12 protein-coding genes are annotated in these 15,945 nt (G+C 38.7%); 5 read left to right on the top strand and 7 right to left on the bottom strand.

Annotation, left to right across the window (positions count from 1 at the left end; translation table 11 throughout):
- The first annotated feature begins 185 nt into the window (after positions 1-185).
- Complete coding sequence (der, locus tag UXI14_RS13100) at positions 186-1,490, top strand: ribosome biogenesis GTPase Der (protein ID WP_335966522.1); 1,305 nt, start codon at positions 186-188, stop codon at positions 1,488-1,490.
- 84 nt (positions 1,491-1,574) lie between these two features.
- Complete coding sequence (locus tag UXI14_RS13105) at positions 1,575-4,334, top strand: outer membrane beta-barrel protein (protein ID WP_335966523.1); 2,760 nt, start codon at positions 1,575-1,577, stop codon at positions 4,332-4,334.
- An 84-nt stretch (positions 4,335-4,418) separates the two neighbouring features.
- On the opposite strand, the gene UXI14_RS13110 is transcribed toward UXI14_RS13105, so the two are convergent.
- The 5 genes from UXI14_RS13110 to UXI14_RS13130 all read right to left on the bottom strand — a co-directional run bounded on the left by UXI14_RS13110 (position 4,419) and on the right by UXI14_RS13130 (position 7,751).
- Complete coding sequence (locus UXI14_RS13110) at positions 4,419-5,261, bottom strand: TPM domain-containing protein (protein ID WP_335966525.1); 843 nt, start codon at positions 5,259-5,261, stop codon at positions 4,419-4,421.
- Positions 5,218-5,661: a TPM domain-containing protein gene (locus UXI14_RS13115; protein WP_277901334.1), complete on the bottom strand. Its 444-nt coding sequence runs from the start codon at positions 5,659-5,661 to the stop codon at positions 5,218-5,220. Before UXI14_RS13115 ends, UXI14_RS13110 begins: the two co-directional genes overlap by 44 nt.
- Before the next feature lie 69 nt (positions 5,662-5,730).
- Complete coding sequence (locus tag UXI14_RS13120; RefSeq protein WP_277901335.1) at positions 5,731-6,339, bottom strand: LemA family protein; 609 nt, start codon at positions 6,337-6,339, stop codon at positions 5,731-5,733.
- Positions 6,340-6,444: 105 nt separating this feature from the next.
- A complete protein-coding gene (locus UXI14_RS13125; protein WP_277901336.1) occupies positions 6,445-6,774 on the bottom strand; it encodes a MerR family transcriptional regulator in 330 nt (109 codons plus the stop codon).
- Positions 6,774-7,751, bottom strand: a complete 978-nt coding sequence (locus tag UXI14_RS13130; protein WP_277901337.1) for a M23 family metallopeptidase — start codon at positions 7,749-7,751, stop codon at positions 6,774-6,776. Before UXI14_RS13130 ends, UXI14_RS13125 begins: the two co-directional genes overlap by 1 nt.
- A 118-nt stretch (positions 7,752-7,869) precedes the next feature.
- On the opposite strand from UXI14_RS13130, the gene alaS reads away from it, so the two are divergent.
- Genes alaS through UXI14_RS13145 form a run of 3 tightly spaced genes read left to right on the top strand, consistent with a single transcriptional unit; the run spans position 7,870 to position 12,115 of the window.
- Positions 7,870-10,485, top strand: coding sequence for an alanine--tRNA ligase (gene alaS, locus UXI14_RS13135; RefSeq protein WP_335966529.1), 2,616 nt, complete (start codon positions 7,870-7,872; stop codon positions 10,483-10,485).
- 60 nt (positions 10,486-10,545) lie between these two features.
- Complete coding sequence (locus tag UXI14_RS13140; RefSeq protein WP_335966526.1) at positions 10,546-11,493, top strand: GSCFA domain-containing protein; 948 nt, start codon at positions 10,546-10,548, stop codon at positions 11,491-11,493.
- Positions 11,494-11,497: 4 nt separating this feature from the next.
- Positions 11,498-12,115, top strand: coding sequence for a DUF4230 domain-containing protein (locus UXI14_RS13145; RefSeq protein ID WP_277901339.1), 618 nt, complete (start codon positions 11,498-11,500; stop codon positions 12,113-12,115).
- A gap of 71 nt (positions 12,116-12,186) precedes the next feature.
- Here the strand turns inward: UXI14_RS13145 and UXI14_RS13150 are convergent, their stop codons facing one another.
- A complete protein-coding gene (locus UXI14_RS13150) occupies positions 12,187-13,869 on the bottom strand; it encodes a hypothetical protein (protein ID WP_335966527.1) in 1,683 nt (560 codons plus the stop codon).
- Positions 13,870-14,033: 164 nt separating this feature from the next.
- Positions 14,034-15,791: an aromatic amino acid hydroxylase gene (locus UXI14_RS13155; protein ID WP_335966528.1), complete on the bottom strand. Its 1,758-nt coding sequence runs from the start codon at positions 15,789-15,791 to the stop codon at positions 14,034-14,036.
- Positions 15,792-15,945: the final 154 nt, after the last annotated feature.

Here is a 15,945-nt window from a genome sequence, read left to right on the forward strand (position 1 = left end):
AGTTTAGTTTTAATTCCGTAAAAAGGCTGTTCTGATTTTATTTAGGCAGCCTTTTTTTATTTCAGTAAAATGGATAAATACAGCTACCAAAAATAAGTTGGCTTAAAAAATATAGTTTAAAGACATTTTTAACATTGCATAAAAACTAAAAAATAGAATTACCTTTGCGCCATAAAAAATTAAGTATGAGTGCAATTGTTGCCATTGTTGGACGGCCAAATGTTGGGAAGTCAACTCTTTTTAACCGTATGATTAAAAGAAGGGATGCCATTGTAGACGAAACAAGTGGTGTTACACGTGACCGCCATTATGGAAAATCCGATTGGAATGGCCGTGAATTTTCACTTATAGACACGGGAGGATATGTTGTTGGTAGCGACGATATTTTTGAAAAAGAAATAGACAAACAGGTAGAATTGGCCATTGATGAAGCCGATGCCATTATTTTTGTGGTCGATGTTGCAACTGGAGTAACCGGTATGGACGAGGAAGTGGCACAATTGCTACGCCAAGTAGAAAAGCCCATTTTTTTAACCGTAAATAAGGTTGATAATGCATTGCGTGAAGCCGATGCGGTGGAGTTCTATTCTTTAGGGCTCGGAGATTATTACACAATTTCCAGTATAAACGGAAGCGGAACAGGCGAATTGTTGGATGCCGTGGTGGAAAGCCTTCCTGAGGAAGTTGAGCAGGAAGATACAGAATTGCCAAGATTTGCAGTAGTAGGAAGGCCAAACGCCGGAAAATCGTCGTTTATAAATGCGCTTTTAGGCGAAGAACGCTACATTGTTACCGACATAGCCGGAACTACTCGCGATAGTGTAGACACGAAATACAACCGATTTGGATTTGAATTTAACCTTGTGGATACCGCTGGAATCAGGAGAAAAGCAAAAGTTAAAGAGGATCTTGAGTTTTATACAGTAATGCGTTCTGTACGGGCCATAGAGCACAGCGATGTATGTTTGTTGGTCCTCGATGCCACACGTGGATTTGAAGGCCAGGATTTAAATATCTTTTGGTTGGCCGAACGTAACAAAAAAGGGATTGTAATTTTGGTGAATAAATGGGACCTGGTCGAAAAAGAAACCAATACCGTAAAACAGTTTGAAGCATACATAAAAAAGCAAATTGAACCTTTTACAGATGTTCCCGTTATTTTTATTTCAGCATTGACAAAGCAACGGATTTTTAAAGCCATAGAAACCGCTGTAGATGTGTATGCCAATAAAACAAAACGCATCAGTACTTCAAAACTAAACGATGTTATGCTTCCTATAATAGAGCATACACCGCCACCAGCTGTTAAGGGAAAATATATTAAAATTAAATTTTGTACCCAATTGCCAACCCCGACCCCACAATTTGCCTTCTTTGCAAACCTTCCGCAATATGTAAAAGATCCTTACAGAAGGTTTATAGAGAACAAATTGCGAAGCAATTTTAATTTTAACGGGGTTCCCATTCAGATATATTTTAGAAAAAAGTAAGCTGGCTGTTAAAATAATATTAAAACGTAATAAATACTCTTATTCGTAAAATGTTTTGCCCTATTTTCGGGCAAACTATTACCAATGAGACCAAAACTACTACTCGTTTTAACTTTAATGTTTAGCGGAATTTGCTTTTCGCAGGAATTTCAAATAACCGGAAGGGTAATTGATGCAACTACCAAAGAACCCATGGAGGCTTCTACCGTATATGCCGAAAGCATTAAAGATAGCACCATGGTCTCGTATACAATTTCCGACCAGAAAGGTATTTTTGTCTTGGACCTAAAATCATCAGATAAAGCAGTAAACCTTTTTATTACCTATAATGGTTATCAACCGGTAAAAAAAATAATTCAGCTTGATAAGCAACATATCGCATTGGGCGAGATTCCATTAAATTTATTGGCAGAAGAACTGGAAGGGGTAAGCGTTGTGGGAGAACGTGTTCCCATAACTGTTAAAAAAGATACTTTGGAGTTCAATGCAGATTCTTTTAAAACCCGCCCCGATGCCAATGTGGAAGACGTGTTAAAAAAGCTTCCCGGTGTGGAGATAGATACCGATGGTAAAATTACCGTTAACGGTAAAGAAGTAAACAAGGTTTTGGTAAACGGTCAAGTGTTTTTCAGTTCAGATCCAAAAGTGGCTACAAAAAGTCTTCCTAAAGAGATAATCGATAAAATTCAAATATCCGATTCTAAAACAAAAACACAAGAATTTACCGGAGATGATGGCGATGGAGAGACCAAAACTATTAACCTCACCATAAAAAAAGATAAAAACAAGGGGTATCTGGGGAGATTGGCGGCTGGATATGGCACGGATGAGCGATATCAGGTAAACGGCCTTTTAAATTATTTTAACGACAAGGAAAGGGTGAGCTTTATTGCGAGCTCAAACAACATTAATAATGCAGGGTTCTCTTTTGATGAGATTTACGATATGGTAGGTAATACCCGTGGAGGATATTCTTTTGCAAACGATAATGGCCTTATTAATAATTACGGTCGCGGAATTACTACATCTTCTACCGTTGGTGCAAGTTATGCAAATGCCGAGAAAGATGCCTACGAATTAAGTGCCAATTACTTTTTTGCATATAGCGATTCCTACAACGACCAAAAAACCGCTAGGGAAAATATTTTGCCCGAAGGAAGTTTTTTTACCAATAGCGAATCCCGTTTTGAAGGTTCAACCAATTCAAACAGGGGAGCTGCAAGCCTGGAATTTGATATAGATGAAACCTTAAGGATTTCCATTGAACCCATTTTAAACGTAAACAGGACCAATTCATTGGATACCAGTGAAACTACATCTACCAATAACGAAGGGGAACTTACCAACTCCAATACCAAACAAACCATAGACGATGGTTTGCAGCGCAGTTTTACCAACCGTATCGATGTTTATAAAAAACTTGATACCGTTGGGAAATTTTTTAGGCTCTCGTTTTCAAACTATAATTTTAAAAACGATGCCGAGACTAATTTTCAATCGAATCGGGAAATATTTGGTGACGACCCTTCAGAAGAATCGGTAAACCAAATGACATTTACAGACAATAAAACTGATACATACGAATTTGAAGCCGCATACAGACAACCGTTGGGAAATAAGTTCTTTCTGGACTTTGAGTATCAACTGAACAACAATAATTATGAAAATGAAAGTTCGGTATACGATTTTAATGAAGCAACCGCAGATTACGATAGCTTCAACGACGTATTGAGTACCGATTATAAATTTAACGAGATCCAACAACAGCCTTCTTTTGGCATTCGCCGGGACGGTGAAAAATGGCGCTGGAGGGTAAATGGCGAATATGTTTTTACCAATTTGGAAAATCAGGATTATTTGCAAGAAGGCTCGTTTACCAAAGATTACAAAAACTTGATGTTTAATGCTTCTTCTAGTTATAAATTCAGTCAGAACAAGCGCTTAAGGGTTAATTACCGGTCCAACTTACGGGTGCCTTCGGTTGGGCAATTGCAACCGGTTCCCAATATAAACAATCCGTTAAATATTATTCAAGGAAATCCAGACCTAAACCTAGCTACCACACATTCACTTAATTTAAATTACAACAATTATAATTTTAGAGAGCATACGGGCCTTTTTGTATACGGGGGCGGGGAAATAGAAGACGATAAGGTGGTAAGCGTTACCACTACCGATGAAAACCTTTTGCGGACAACAACTTTTACCAATATAAGCGGTAATTATAATGCCTATTTGGGCTTTGGATATTCAAAACAGATTAAAAAAGACAGTACGTTCAATGCTAAAATAAATTTTCACCCCAACCTTAATTACAACAACGATGTTAGTTTTAACAATGGGACGAAACTTATTTCCAAGCGTTTTAGCGTTACGCCAAGAATTAGCACGACCTTAAATTTTAGGGAGATGTTCGAGATAGAGCCCGGCTATAGTATTACATTTAATAATACGCAGTACAATACCAATGCTTTTGAAGATGTGAAGTTTGTGTCGCATAGAGCTTCGTTACGAACCACTACTTATTGGCCCGAAAATATTGTATGGGGAAATGATATAAGTTATACATATAATGGAAATGTGTCTTCTGATTTTAATAAGGACGTTCTCTTTTGGAACATGAGTTTGGGGGTCCAATTGCTAAAGAAGAAAGCAACCGTTAAAGTATTGGCATACGACCTGTTGAACCAAAACAACAATACAAGTAGGTCTACCGGAGCCGATTATATCCAGGATTATCAAAGTACAGTGTTAACACAGTACTTTATGTTGAGTTTTAGCTTTAAGTTCGACAAGTTTGGGGGTAAAAAACCACAAGGTAACAGACGTTTTTATAGAATGTAAATAAAATAGAAAAGCCCGGAGTTATTGTTTCCGGGCTATGTTTCTTATTTTTTAAATTATCAATTATCAATTATCAACTACCAACTACCAACTACCACCGGCGCCTCCGCCACTAAAGCCTCCGCCACCGAAACCACCGCCAAAGCCACCACCACCGAAACCGCCGCCAGATGAACCTCCGCCACCACGGCCAAGATTGCTTAGAATAATCATGTCCAATAAATCTATTCCCCCGCCGCGTCTTCCGCGATTTCCACCACCGCGACCACCACGGCCTCGGGAAAGGATAATAGCAATAATGATAAAAACAATAAATATTAAGAAAAGCTTACCACCACCATTAGAAGAGTTCCCCTTTCGCTTTTGCGGCGTACCTTTATAAGTCCCGTTAAACAGGTCTATTATGGCATCGGTACCTTTGTCCAGACCGGCATAATAATCACCTTTTTTAAATTCTGGAATAATTATATTTCGTATAATTTCCCCGTTTATACCGGCCGTAAGCTTTTGTTCCAGCCCATAACCCGGCGAAATCCATATTTTACGTTCTTGTTCGGCTAAAAGTATAAATACACCGTTGTCTTCTTTAGCCTGGCCAACGCCCCATTTGTGCGCCCATTTTGGTGCAAGCATGCCAATGTTTTCGCCATTAATGGTGGGAACGGTTGCAATTACAATTTGCGTACTGGTAGTGTCTGCATAATTAATCAGCTTTTGTTCTAAAGCTGTTTTTTGCGAAGCAGCTAAAATATTTGCATAATCATAAACACTCGTTTCTTCGGCTGGTTTTTCCGGAATATCGAATTGTGCATATACCGATGAGGTAAAAATACATCCGAAGAAAAATAAAAATAGGGTAAAAGTTTTTTTTAATATCAACATATTAGCTTTTGGAAATTTGGTCTGGAAGTTCGTTAATGTCGTCATGTTGCCAAGGAAAGTGTTCTTGCAGTTCTTTTCCGGCTTTTAGAATGCCTTCTACAAGTCCCTCTTTAAACCGTTTGTTCTTAAAGTGCCCTTGAATAATGTCTTTGGTACTGTTCCAGAAATCGTCGGGGACTGCCTTGTCAATTCCTTTGTCGCCATAAATGGCAAAATTTTTGTCTTTAATGGCAACGTAAATCAAGACTCCGTTTTCGTCTTTGGTATTGTCCATTTTAAGCAAATGAAAAACTTCCGCGGCCCGTTTAAGGGGCGCTGTGTTACTGGATTTTTCTATATGCACCCGGATTTCACCGGAGGTTTCTTTTTCAGCTTGGCGAATAGCTTCTACTATTTCCTGCTCTTCATCGGCGGTTAAAAAGGCTTCTATTTTAGATGGTGCCATGCCAGTAATTTTAGGTTGTATCTGTAAATTAAAAAGGTGCTTGATATATGCAAGCACCTTTTGTGTTTTTTATTTTTCGTCGTTAAAGTCAAATTGAACGTCCACTGGTTTTTCGGCGCCTGCTTCGGCATCGAAATATGGTTTTCCTTCAAACCCGAACCAACCGGCCAGGATAGAATTCGGAAATGTTTTTACATGGTTGTTGTATGGTTTTATGGCTTCGTTATAGCGGACCCTTGCCGTTTGGATTGAGTTTTCCGTACTTGTAAGCTCGTCTTGTAATTTTAAAAAGTTCTGGTTTGCCTTTAGCTCTGGATAGCGTTCTACTGTTACCAATAAACGGCTCAAGGCACTGCTCAACCCACCTTGAACTTGATTGAACTGCTCCAATTGTTCGGGCGTTATATTTTCTGGGTTGATGTTTACCGAAGTAGCTTTGGCACGGGCCTCGATAACATCGGTAAGTGTATTTCTTTCAAAATCGGCGGCACCTTTTACGGTGTTTACCAAATTGCCAATAAGGTCGTTTCTACGCTGGTAAGATGTTTGAACATTTCCCCATGCTTCAGAAACGTTCTCATTAAGTCGTATAGCTTCGTTATTAAAACCAACGGCCCAATTGTATATTCCAAAGGCAATAATGGCCAGCACAATTAAACCAATAATCCATTTTTTCATTTGTTGTAATTTTTTAATTAGTTAATTTTTAAGTTGAAAGGCTTGTTGACCCTTTTAAAATTTTGAGTCAAAATTCAGCAATAAAAATGAGATATAGAAATAAATTTATAACTGATCTTTAATTTTTGCGAGTTCTGCCTTGACTCCTTCCAATTTACGAATTATCTCATAATTGGAGAGGGTTTTTTGTTTTTGTTCTTTTAAGTGAAGTTTTGCACCGTCTAACGTAAAGCCGCGTTCTTTTACAAGATGATAAATAAGTCCGAGGTTTTTTACATCTTCTTGGGTAAACTTTCTATTTCCCTTTGCATTTTTCTTGGGTTTTAGAACGTCAAATTCTTTGTCCCAAAAACGAATCAGGGAGGTGTTTACGTCAAAGGCCTTGGCAACCTCGCCAATGCTGTAATATAATTTTTCGGGAAGGTTTATATGCATTAGTCAAGTGATTGGTTTTCTTGTGATGCAGCATGTAGCAACGCTTCGTATTCTTCAGCAGATAACGATCCGTAATAGAAATTAATAGGATTTATTCTGTTGCCGTCCTTCCATACTTCATAATGGCAATGTGGTGCTTGCGACCTTCCGGTACTGCCCACAAATCCAATGAGGTCCCCACGTTTTACTTTTTGTCCTTTTCTAACATTGTATTTGCTCAGGTGGGCATAGAGGCTCATGTACCCAAAACCATGATCGATCCTGATGTGCTCCCCAAATCCGGACGACTTGTTGTCGGCACGGATTACCACGCCGTCTCCGGTTGCGTATATTGGGGTTCCCCGAGGGGCGGTAAAATCCATTCCATAATGCATTTTTCGCACTTTTGTAAATGGGTCGGAGCGCCACCCGTAACCAGAGGCCATTCTGGTAAGGTCTTCATTGCTTACGGGCTGGATGGCCGGGATTGCGGCCAGTAATTTTTCTTTCTCCTTTGCCAGTTCTGTAATTTCATCTAAAGATTTAGATTGGATTACCAACCGTTTTTGAAGTATCTCGAGTTTCTTTGTAACATCTACAATAAGTTCGGAGTTGTTAAACCCTTCCAGGCTCTTGTAACGGTTTACACCGCCAAACCCAGCAGTACGTTGTTCTTTGGGAATCGGGCTGGCTTCAAAATAAAGACGGTAAATATTATTGTCGCGGTCTTCTATATTTGCCAGGACATCTTCCATTTGTGTCATTTTTTTATTCAACAACTCAAATTGAAATTCATAATTTTTTAATTCCCGGGCCTGCGAAAGTTCTTTTGGGGTATTGATTAAATTGGTGTTCAAGAGGATCAACAAACAAATTCCTCCGAATAAAAAAGCAGCTAATACAAATAAGCTAATATTAATGACCCTTTTACCCTTTTTTGGTTCAATCCTCCTATAGGATAATGTTTCAGAATCGTAATAATATTTTACCTTCGCCATTAGTTTAAAAGTTCTATTTTTGCCAGTAGAATGTTATACACTCTAAACTGCGTAACGAGCAAATATATAAATTGTTTTTTCAGTGAGTGTGATTTTTAGAAAAAGTTAAGATTTTATGATGAAATCCAGAGAGATAAGGAAGCAGTTTTTAGATTTTTTTAATGATAAAGGACATGCCATTGTGCCATCTGCACCAATGGTAATAAAAGACGATCCCACACTAATGTTTACCAATGCGGGGATGAATCAGTTTAAAGAATTCTTCCTTGGCAATAAAACCCCAAAAAACAACCGTGTTACCGATACTCAAAAATGTTTGCGCGTAAGCGGCAAGCATAACGATTTGGAAGAAGTGGGCAAGGACACCTATCACCATACCATGTTCGAGATGCTCGGAAACTGGAGTTTTGGCGATTACTTTAAAAAAGACGCTATTGCCTGGGCTTGGGAATTATTGACCAAAATATATAAAATAGATAAAGACATTCTTTACGTAACTGTTTTTGAAGGTGCCGATGCCGAAGGGCTTCCCGTAGATCAGGAAGCTTACGATCTTTGGAAGGCCATTGTACCGGAAGACCGTATTATCCTTGGAAACAAAAATGATAATTTTTGGGAAATGGGCGATCAAGGCCCATGCGGACCTTCGTCTGAAATTCATGTAGACATCCGGTCGGAAGAAGAAAAAGCCAAAACCCCTGGAAAAGATTTGGTAAATCAAGACCATCCGCAGGTTGTAGAAATATGGAACCTGGTTTTTATGGAGTTTAACCGCAAAGCAGATGGTTCGCTTGAAAAATTACCGGCCCAGCATGTTGATACGGGAATGGGGTTTGAACGCTTGTGCATGGTGCTTCAGGATAAAAAAAGTAATTACGACACAGATGTTTTTACACCGCTTATCAGGGAAATAGAAACCATTACCAATGCTAAATACAATAAAGAGGAAGAAATAAATATTGCCATTCGGGTAATAGCCGATCATGTTAGGGCGGTATCTTTTGCCATTGCCGACGGGCAATTGCCCAGCAATACCGGGGCTGGGTACGTAATCCGAAGGATTTTGCGACGCGCAATCCGCTACGGATTTACGTTCTTAAACCAAAAAGAACCTTTTATCTATAAATTGGTCGATACGCTTATCAAGCAAATGCACGAATTTTTCCCCGAATTGAAAAAAGAAAAAAATATTATCGTCAACGTTATAAAAGAAGAAGAAAACTCTTTTTTAAGGACCTTGGCCCAAGGCTTGGTGCTGCTTGACAATATTATAAGCACAAATGACGGAAAAATTATTTCGGGGGCCAAAGCTTTTGAGTTGTACGATACCTATGGTTTCCCGATAGACTTAACGGCATTGATCCTTGAGGAAAAAGGGTATGGGCTGGACGAAGAAGGGTTTTTGGAAGAATTAGAAAAACAGAAAAACCGTTCCAGGGCCGCTACAAAAGTCGAAACCGGAGACTGGGAAGTCTTGATAGACGATCCAATTGAAGAATTTGTGGGGTACGATACTTTGGAAACCCAAGTACGCTTAACACGTTACCGTAAAGTAGCTAGTAAAAAAGAAGGGGAAATGTATCAATTGGTATTCAACATCACCCCTTTTTATGCCGAAGGCGGTGGACAGGTTGGAGATAAAGGCTATTTAGAATCTCCCAACGGAGATGTTGTTTACATTATAGACACCAAAAAGGAGAACAACCTGATAATCCATTTATCCAAAAATCTTCCCAAAAACCTAAACGATACTTTTAAGGCGGTTGTAGATACCAAACAGCGCAACCGTACCGCAGCAAACCATACGGCAACGCATTTATTGCATCAGGCATTGCGTAGTGTTTTAGGTTCCCATGTTGAGCAAAAAGGGAGTATGGTGCACAGCGGGTATTTGCGTTTTGACTTCTCTCATTTCAGTAAGGTTACCGCAGAAGAATTAACACAGGTTGAAGATTTTGTAAATGCCCGTATCCGGGAACAATTGCCATTACAGGAAAATAGGGCGACACCATTTCAAGAGGCGGTCAACCAAGGAGCGATGGCGTTGTTTGGTGAAAAATACGGCGATTTGGTGCGTACCGTTAAATTTGGTGAAAGCATAGAACTGTGCGGGGGAACACATGTAAAAAATACAGGAGACATATGGCATTTTATCATTACTGGAGAAAGTGCCGTTGCCGCAGGGGTAAGGCGTATAGAAGCCATTACTTTTGATGCTGCCAAAGAGTATTTTGCCAACCAAACAGATGCCTATAATCAAGTAAAGGCAGTGCTTAAAAGCAATGCTAGAGATCCCGTAAATGCCATAACGGCACTTCAGGACGAAAATATAGCCTTGAAAAAACAAGTGGAACAGCTTTTAAAGGATAAAGCAAAAGGACTTAAGACCGAATTGAAAGCAACGCTTGAAGATGTTAACGGGGTTAAGTTCTTGGCCACAAAAGTTGCATTAGATCAAGGAAGCATAAAAGACCTTGCCTTTGAAATGGGCAATGAATATAATAATCTGTACTTGCTTTTTGCTTCTGAAAACGATGGTAAAGTCATGCTTACCTGTTACGTTTCCAAAGAAATGGTGAAAGAAAAAAACCTAAATGCGGGTCAAATTGTAAGGGAATTGGGCAAACTAATTCAAGGCGGCGGCGGCGGACAGCCATTTTTTGCTACAGCAGGTGGGAGAAATCCAGAAGGTATTCCCGAAGCATTAAAAAAGGCTAAAGATTATATTTTATAAGAATACTTTTTGAAAAGTTTCAGGCCGGTTTATTAAATGTTTTAATTTGAAGGAAGATAGATGAAACTACAAACACAAATACCCTTAAAAGTAGCAGAAAATACCATAGATTACAATTCTAAAGTATTTTTAATGGGTTCGTGTTTTGTGGAGAATATAGGGGAAAAACTTCAATATTTTAAGTTTCAAAACCTTGTAAATCCTTTTGGGATTATATTTCATCCAGTGGCTATGGAGCACTTGCTGGACCGTGTGGTAAAGGAGAGATTTTTTACCGTTGATGACATTTTTTATTTAAATGAACGTTGGCAATGCTTTGAGGTACATTCCGAGATGGGAAATAGCTCAAAAGAAGCCTTTCTAGATAGCTTGAACACTTCTTTGGAAGCTTTGAAGGCTTTCTTGCAGAAAGCATCGCATGTTGTAATCACCTTGGGGACGGCCTGGGGCTATCGCCATATGGAGCAAGGAAAAATTGTTGCCAATTGCCATAAAGTTCCTCAAAAATGTTTTCAGAAGGAGTTAATGGAAGTAAATGCGCTTAGTCTCTCATTAAAACGGACAACATCACTTTTGCTATCGTTAAACCCGGAGATTGAAATCATTTTCACGGTATCGCCGGTACGCCACATTAAAGATGGATTTGTAGAGAACCAGTTGAGCAAAGCACATTTAATAGCAGCCGTACACCAAATAATAACTGGTGAAAAAAGGTTGCATTATTTCCCTACCTATGAAATTATGATGGACGAGCTCCGAGATTACCGTTTTTATGCAGAAGATATGCTTCATCCAAATGAAACAGCCGTAAAATACATTTGGAAAAAGTTTCAGGATGTTTGGATTGACCATGAAAGTTTGCCTATAATGAAAGAGGTGGAAAAAGTGCAAAATGGGTTGCGACACCGACCTTTTAACCGGGAAAGTGAAGAATATAAGAAGTTTCAATTAAAACTTCAGCAGAAAATTGTGTACCTTTCAAGTACATATCCTCACATTCAATTTTAATAATATGCGAAAGGTCCTTTTTGGCATTATCATCACACTTTTAATTCTATGGGTTTATCAACTGTATAAACGGTACGATGAGCGCTCGGAATATTTAAGGGAGAGTACGGCATTGATTCAGCAGGAAATAAAAAATGTAAGGAAATTGGTCGTTACCGAAGGGCATTTTTCGCAGGTTTTTAATTACAAGCAGTCAGAAAAAATATTTGCCAACTTATTGACCACCGAAAAAAAAGCCTTGGTAGTTGTAAATGCCGATGTAACCATAGCTTACGATTTAAGCAAAATAACCTTTGATGTTGATGAAGCCAACAAAACACTGTATATAACAGGAATTCCCGAACCTGAGATTAAAATTTCGCCCGACCTGAAATATTACGACATTTCCAGCGATTATTTAAATCCTTTTAATGCCAACGATTTTAACAAGATAAAAGCGCAGGTAAATCAGGCGGTTTCAAAAAAAATAAACGAATCCGGTTTGAAGGAAAATGCCGAAAACCGATTAATTAGCGAGTTGTCCCGCTTTTATGTGCTTACTAATTCCTTGGGATGGAAACTTGTATACAATAAGCAGACCATTACTGATGGAAATACATTGGAAACCCTAAATTTTAATTAAAAAGATTGTAATATTGATGCTTATTTTCTTTTTTGCAGGGAAGGTCTTATATTATATATTGCATTAAGGTTTTAGCCCTTGCCAATTTGGTCTTTTACCCAATTTAAAAATTCGTTTTTAAAATTGTTTTGGCTCCATTGTTGGTTTTTGGCAACATTCTCTTTTTTCTCTACAACAGCGTTGTTTTGCGTTTTTTGGTAATGGATGGTATAGGAGCCATTGGTGTTATTACTCCAATACGTTTCTTTCATTTTAATGGTCCCATTTTCTCCAATTGTTACAATCCTTACGCTGTAATTGTTATTCCCTGTTTGGGCAGTGTATATAGCGGCTTTATGGTCTTTGTCTATTAATATATGTGGCGCCATTGAAGGTCCTGTAAAAGCGGGATTTTTTATAAAACTTTTCTTGAGCGGGTCGTATAGGTATACATCATACGTAGCGTTGCGGTTTAAATCGTAACCTTCGGGGAAGCTCAAATCGGTATATCCGTCAAAATTAATGTCGAAATCCCCGGGGTCGAAATCCTGCTCGGATACATTGCCAATATTTACCGCTTTTTTAATAGGAGATAGGGGGGCTTCAAAAACAAAGGTTGTATCTTTTGTATTTATTAATTCCCTCTTGGATATAGAAACTTCAACATTGGTAGGATTTGCATTGGTTTTTCGGGTATAGCGCACCGAATATTGCCAAGCTGCCATGAGGCCGTTGATTAAAAACGGTTTGCTTTGTACCAAAAAAGTGCTGTCTATCAATTCTGGATAATACTGCGGATATGTTTTTTCCAGCTTGAAAGAATCTATTGCCTGTATGTTGAACCTGAAATCTTTGGTATACCTATATGTTTTTACAATAGAATCTGTAGTATAGGCAACAACATGTCTGGAATTTTTTGATAATTCAAGGGAGGTTTCGATTTGCCTATATACAGAATCGTTTTTAAAGGCGCTGCTATAATATTTTTTTGCTTTTTTCTGTGTTTGAACACCACTCAAGGTAATATTTGTAATAATCCTGGAAGTATCCTTAATGATGAGCTTCTCTAAAATAGTAGAATCGTTTACAAAATAATAGGTGTTCAGGGCGGCGGCATCGTTAAGGTTGAGCAAGCCATTCCCACGGTATATTTTAGATCCCCGTGCAAGGGTGTCGAGCAGGGAATCTCCCTTGACAATTTTGTCCTTTCTTATATTGAAGAATTTAGCTGGGTTTTTTATGCTGTATTCAAAACGCTTTTGGGGCAGTAGGTCAAAATAAAAATTGGCGGTGCGCGTGGTTTTTTTTATGGAAACGGGGGTTGCGTTAAAATTTACATCATAGGCACTAAAATCGCCTATTTCGGGTTCGTGCGTATAGATTTTGTATTGATTGTCTTTTAATTTGTCAATTCTAAAAACACTTCCCTGAATACGCGAAGTTATTGTTTCTTGGTCTTTAATAATAGCTGTTTGCTTAAACTCTTGCAATCTACCGTTCCGTTTGGTTTTTCCATATAAATTCATTGCAATAAAAGCCGAATCTTTAGGCCTTTTAATCATGGCTTTATAGAAAACGGTGTCTTCGGTAGTAAGTTGATTGTTTTTGGAGCGAAGCAGTTTTTTTATAAGGTCTTCGTCTGATATTTTTTTAATGGCATTTTGCCGAAGTTTTAAGCTGTCGGCCTTGGATAATGCATTTTTAGAATTGGCATCATCATTTTTACATGCAGAAATGGCAGCGATAAAACCTAAGATAAGCAGATATTTTTTCAATGTAACTATAATTGATTTCGGATAAAAATATAAAAACTTTCATTAGTATATACCAAAACGAAGCGAAACCCTGTTTGTTATATGTTTAAAATTATTTTATAGTGTTGATTTAAACGGAGTAATCTCCAACAAAGCCTATTTTGCTCATTGTAAAGATGTCTTGTTTAACTTACCAATGCTTCATTTATTAAAGAAATTCCATCGTCTATTAAGTGTCCAACCTTGGGCTTATGCTGCTTTACGGTTTCAAGGTGGGCTATAATTTCTTCGGCAAAATCACTGTCGCCATTGGTCTTGGCAAGTTCGTATAACTCAACGGAAAGTAGCCAGTCTTCGGGATAATAGGTTTGTATTTCCTCAAAAACTTTATGTCTGGAAATGGTCCTGTTTTTTCCTTCCCTATATTCCCGTACCTGATTGTACAGAAGTTCGAGCTTTTGGGTGCGTTCGCTTTTTTTAGATTTGATGGTGTTTTCGGTTGGAACATGGGTAATAAGGTCAAAGCTATTTACATCGGCAGGGCCACTGTATGCCGAAATAACTTCTTTGCCAACGGCAAGATGATAAATTCCCCATTCTGGTTGAAACAAAATAGTGTCTTTGTGCTTAACGGTACATTGATCGATGCTGATTAAAATTATTTTGCCCATTAAATTCCGGGTTCCGGTAATAATGGTTCCATTGACGGTTATATCGCCTTCAAATTCCAATAAAACTTCGTGGCCTTCGTAAATATGGTAGGCTTTTAAGTCGCGGGGACTCATATCCTCAATAGCTAGATTGATGCCTTTTAGTTTGCCTATGGGGCTCCCAAACCCTTCACGGTGCTCTTTTATGCTGTGGCCAACCAATTCTTTGTCCCTGTACGAAAGCGCCGTGTTTCCTTTTGTTTGAAAATAAATTGGTTTTCCATCATTCTCGATGGTTTCTGTAAATACGCCCGATACTTGAATTCCGGTACTAAGTTCAATGGTTCCCAATGCTTGCGAAGCAATAAGCTTTTCAAGTCCTTTCAAGCTTCCTTTGCGCAATGACATTGTATTGGCAAATTCTTCTAAAATTAAACTGAGGTGTGCAAAATCGGGGGTAACAAATAATTGTGGTTGCGGTTTTGTAATGTCGAAATCCTGATAAGCAGCCTCAAGCGTATACGGTATTTTTTTTACCTCATTAGTCATGCACCATTTGCTTTCTCCAATAGAAGATAACAAGCCGGCTCCGTATATTTTTGGGTTTTCTGGTGTTCCAATAAGGCCGTATTCAACGGTCCACCAATGAAGGTTTCTAATCAGGGACATCTCGCTTGGTGTGCCCATGTTTTGTTGGAGATTGTCAACTTTCTTTTCGGCTGCCCTTATTTTGGCCTCCGGGGTGTCATCGGCTTCTTTGATGATTGATAAATGGCGGATGGCTTCATACATTTCGTAATCCTTGGCGCTGGAAATGGCCTTGCAGCCAATTTCGCCAAAACGCCTTAAATATTCGGCATATTCGGGATTGGCAATAATGGGAGCATGGCCCGCGCCTTCATGAATTATATCGGGAGCCGGAGTGTATTCAATATTTTCCAGCTGGCGTATATCCGAAGCAATTACCAAAACGTTGTATGCTTGAAATTCCATAAAGGCATTTGGCGGGATAAAGCCGTCTACGGCAACAGCAGCCCAGCCAATATCTTTTAAAATCCGGTTCATGCCGTACATACTGGGGATATGGTTGATGGAAATCCCGGTTTTTTTAAGCCCTTCGGTATATGAAGTATGTGCAACCTTGCTCAGGTAATCTACATTTTTTCGCATGACATACCTCCATACTGCTTGGTTAATGGGGGTATAATCATTGTAGTTTTGAGGTTTTATAAATTGCTTTAAATGTTTGGGAAGCCTGTCCAGTAATGGGTTGCTTTTGTATCCGGTGTCCATATTTTTTAGTGTTTTGAGGAATTAAAGTTACAAAACCTAACGAAAACGTTTTCTTAAAATCTTATAAAATGGGCTTCAATAAAAAAAGCCGCATAAAAATGCTACCGTCTGGACACATCTCTAAAAAGTATCCATCCTTGTATTATGGCGGAGC

Source organism: Galbibacter sp. PAP.153, assembly GCF_037029175.1.
Classification (GTDB): Bacteria; Bacteroidota; Bacteroidia; order Flavobacteriales; family Flavobacteriaceae; genus Galbibacter; species Galbibacter pacificus.

What these genes read in the sequence shown, in the direction of transcription:
- der (WP_335966522.1), top strand. Translation starts at nt 186, where the DNA reads ATGAGTGCAATTGTTGCCATTGTTGGACGGCCAAATGTTGGGAAGTCA.
- UXI14_RS13105 (WP_335966523.1), top strand. Translation starts at nt 1,575, where the DNA reads ATGAGACCAAAACTACTACTCGTTTTAACTTTAATGTTTAGCGGAATT.
- UXI14_RS13110 (WP_335966525.1), bottom strand. Translation starts at nt 5,261, where the DNA reads ATGACGACATTAACGAACTTCCAGACCAAATTTCCAAAAGCTAATATG.
- UXI14_RS13115 (WP_277901334.1), bottom strand. Translation starts at nt 5,661, where the DNA reads ATGGCACCATCTAAAATAGAAGCCTTTTTAACCGCCGATGAAGAGCAG.
- UXI14_RS13120 (WP_277901335.1), bottom strand. Translation starts at nt 6,339, where the DNA reads ATGAAAAAATGGATTATTGGTTTAATTGTGCTGGCCATTATTGCCTTT.
- UXI14_RS13125 (WP_277901336.1), bottom strand. Translation starts at nt 6,774, where the DNA reads ATGCATATAAACCTTCCCGAAAAATTATATTACAGCATTGGCGAGGTT.
- UXI14_RS13130 (WP_277901337.1), bottom strand. Translation starts at nt 7,751, where the DNA reads ATGGCGAAGGTAAAATATTATTACGATTCTGAAACATTATCCTATAGG.
- alaS (WP_335966529.1), top strand. Translation starts at nt 7,870, where the DNA reads ATGAAATCCAGAGAGATAAGGAAGCAGTTTTTAGATTTTTTTAATGAT.
- UXI14_RS13140 (WP_335966526.1), top strand. Translation starts at nt 10,546, where the DNA reads ATGAAACTACAAACACAAATACCCTTAAAAGTAGCAGAAAATACCATA.
- UXI14_RS13145 (WP_277901339.1), top strand. Translation starts at nt 11,498, where the DNA reads ATGCGAAAGGTCCTTTTTGGCATTATCATCACACTTTTAATTCTATGG.
- UXI14_RS13155 (WP_335966528.1), bottom strand. Translation starts at nt 15,791, where the DNA reads ATGGACACCGGATACAAAAGCAACCCATTACTGGACAGGCTTCCCAAA.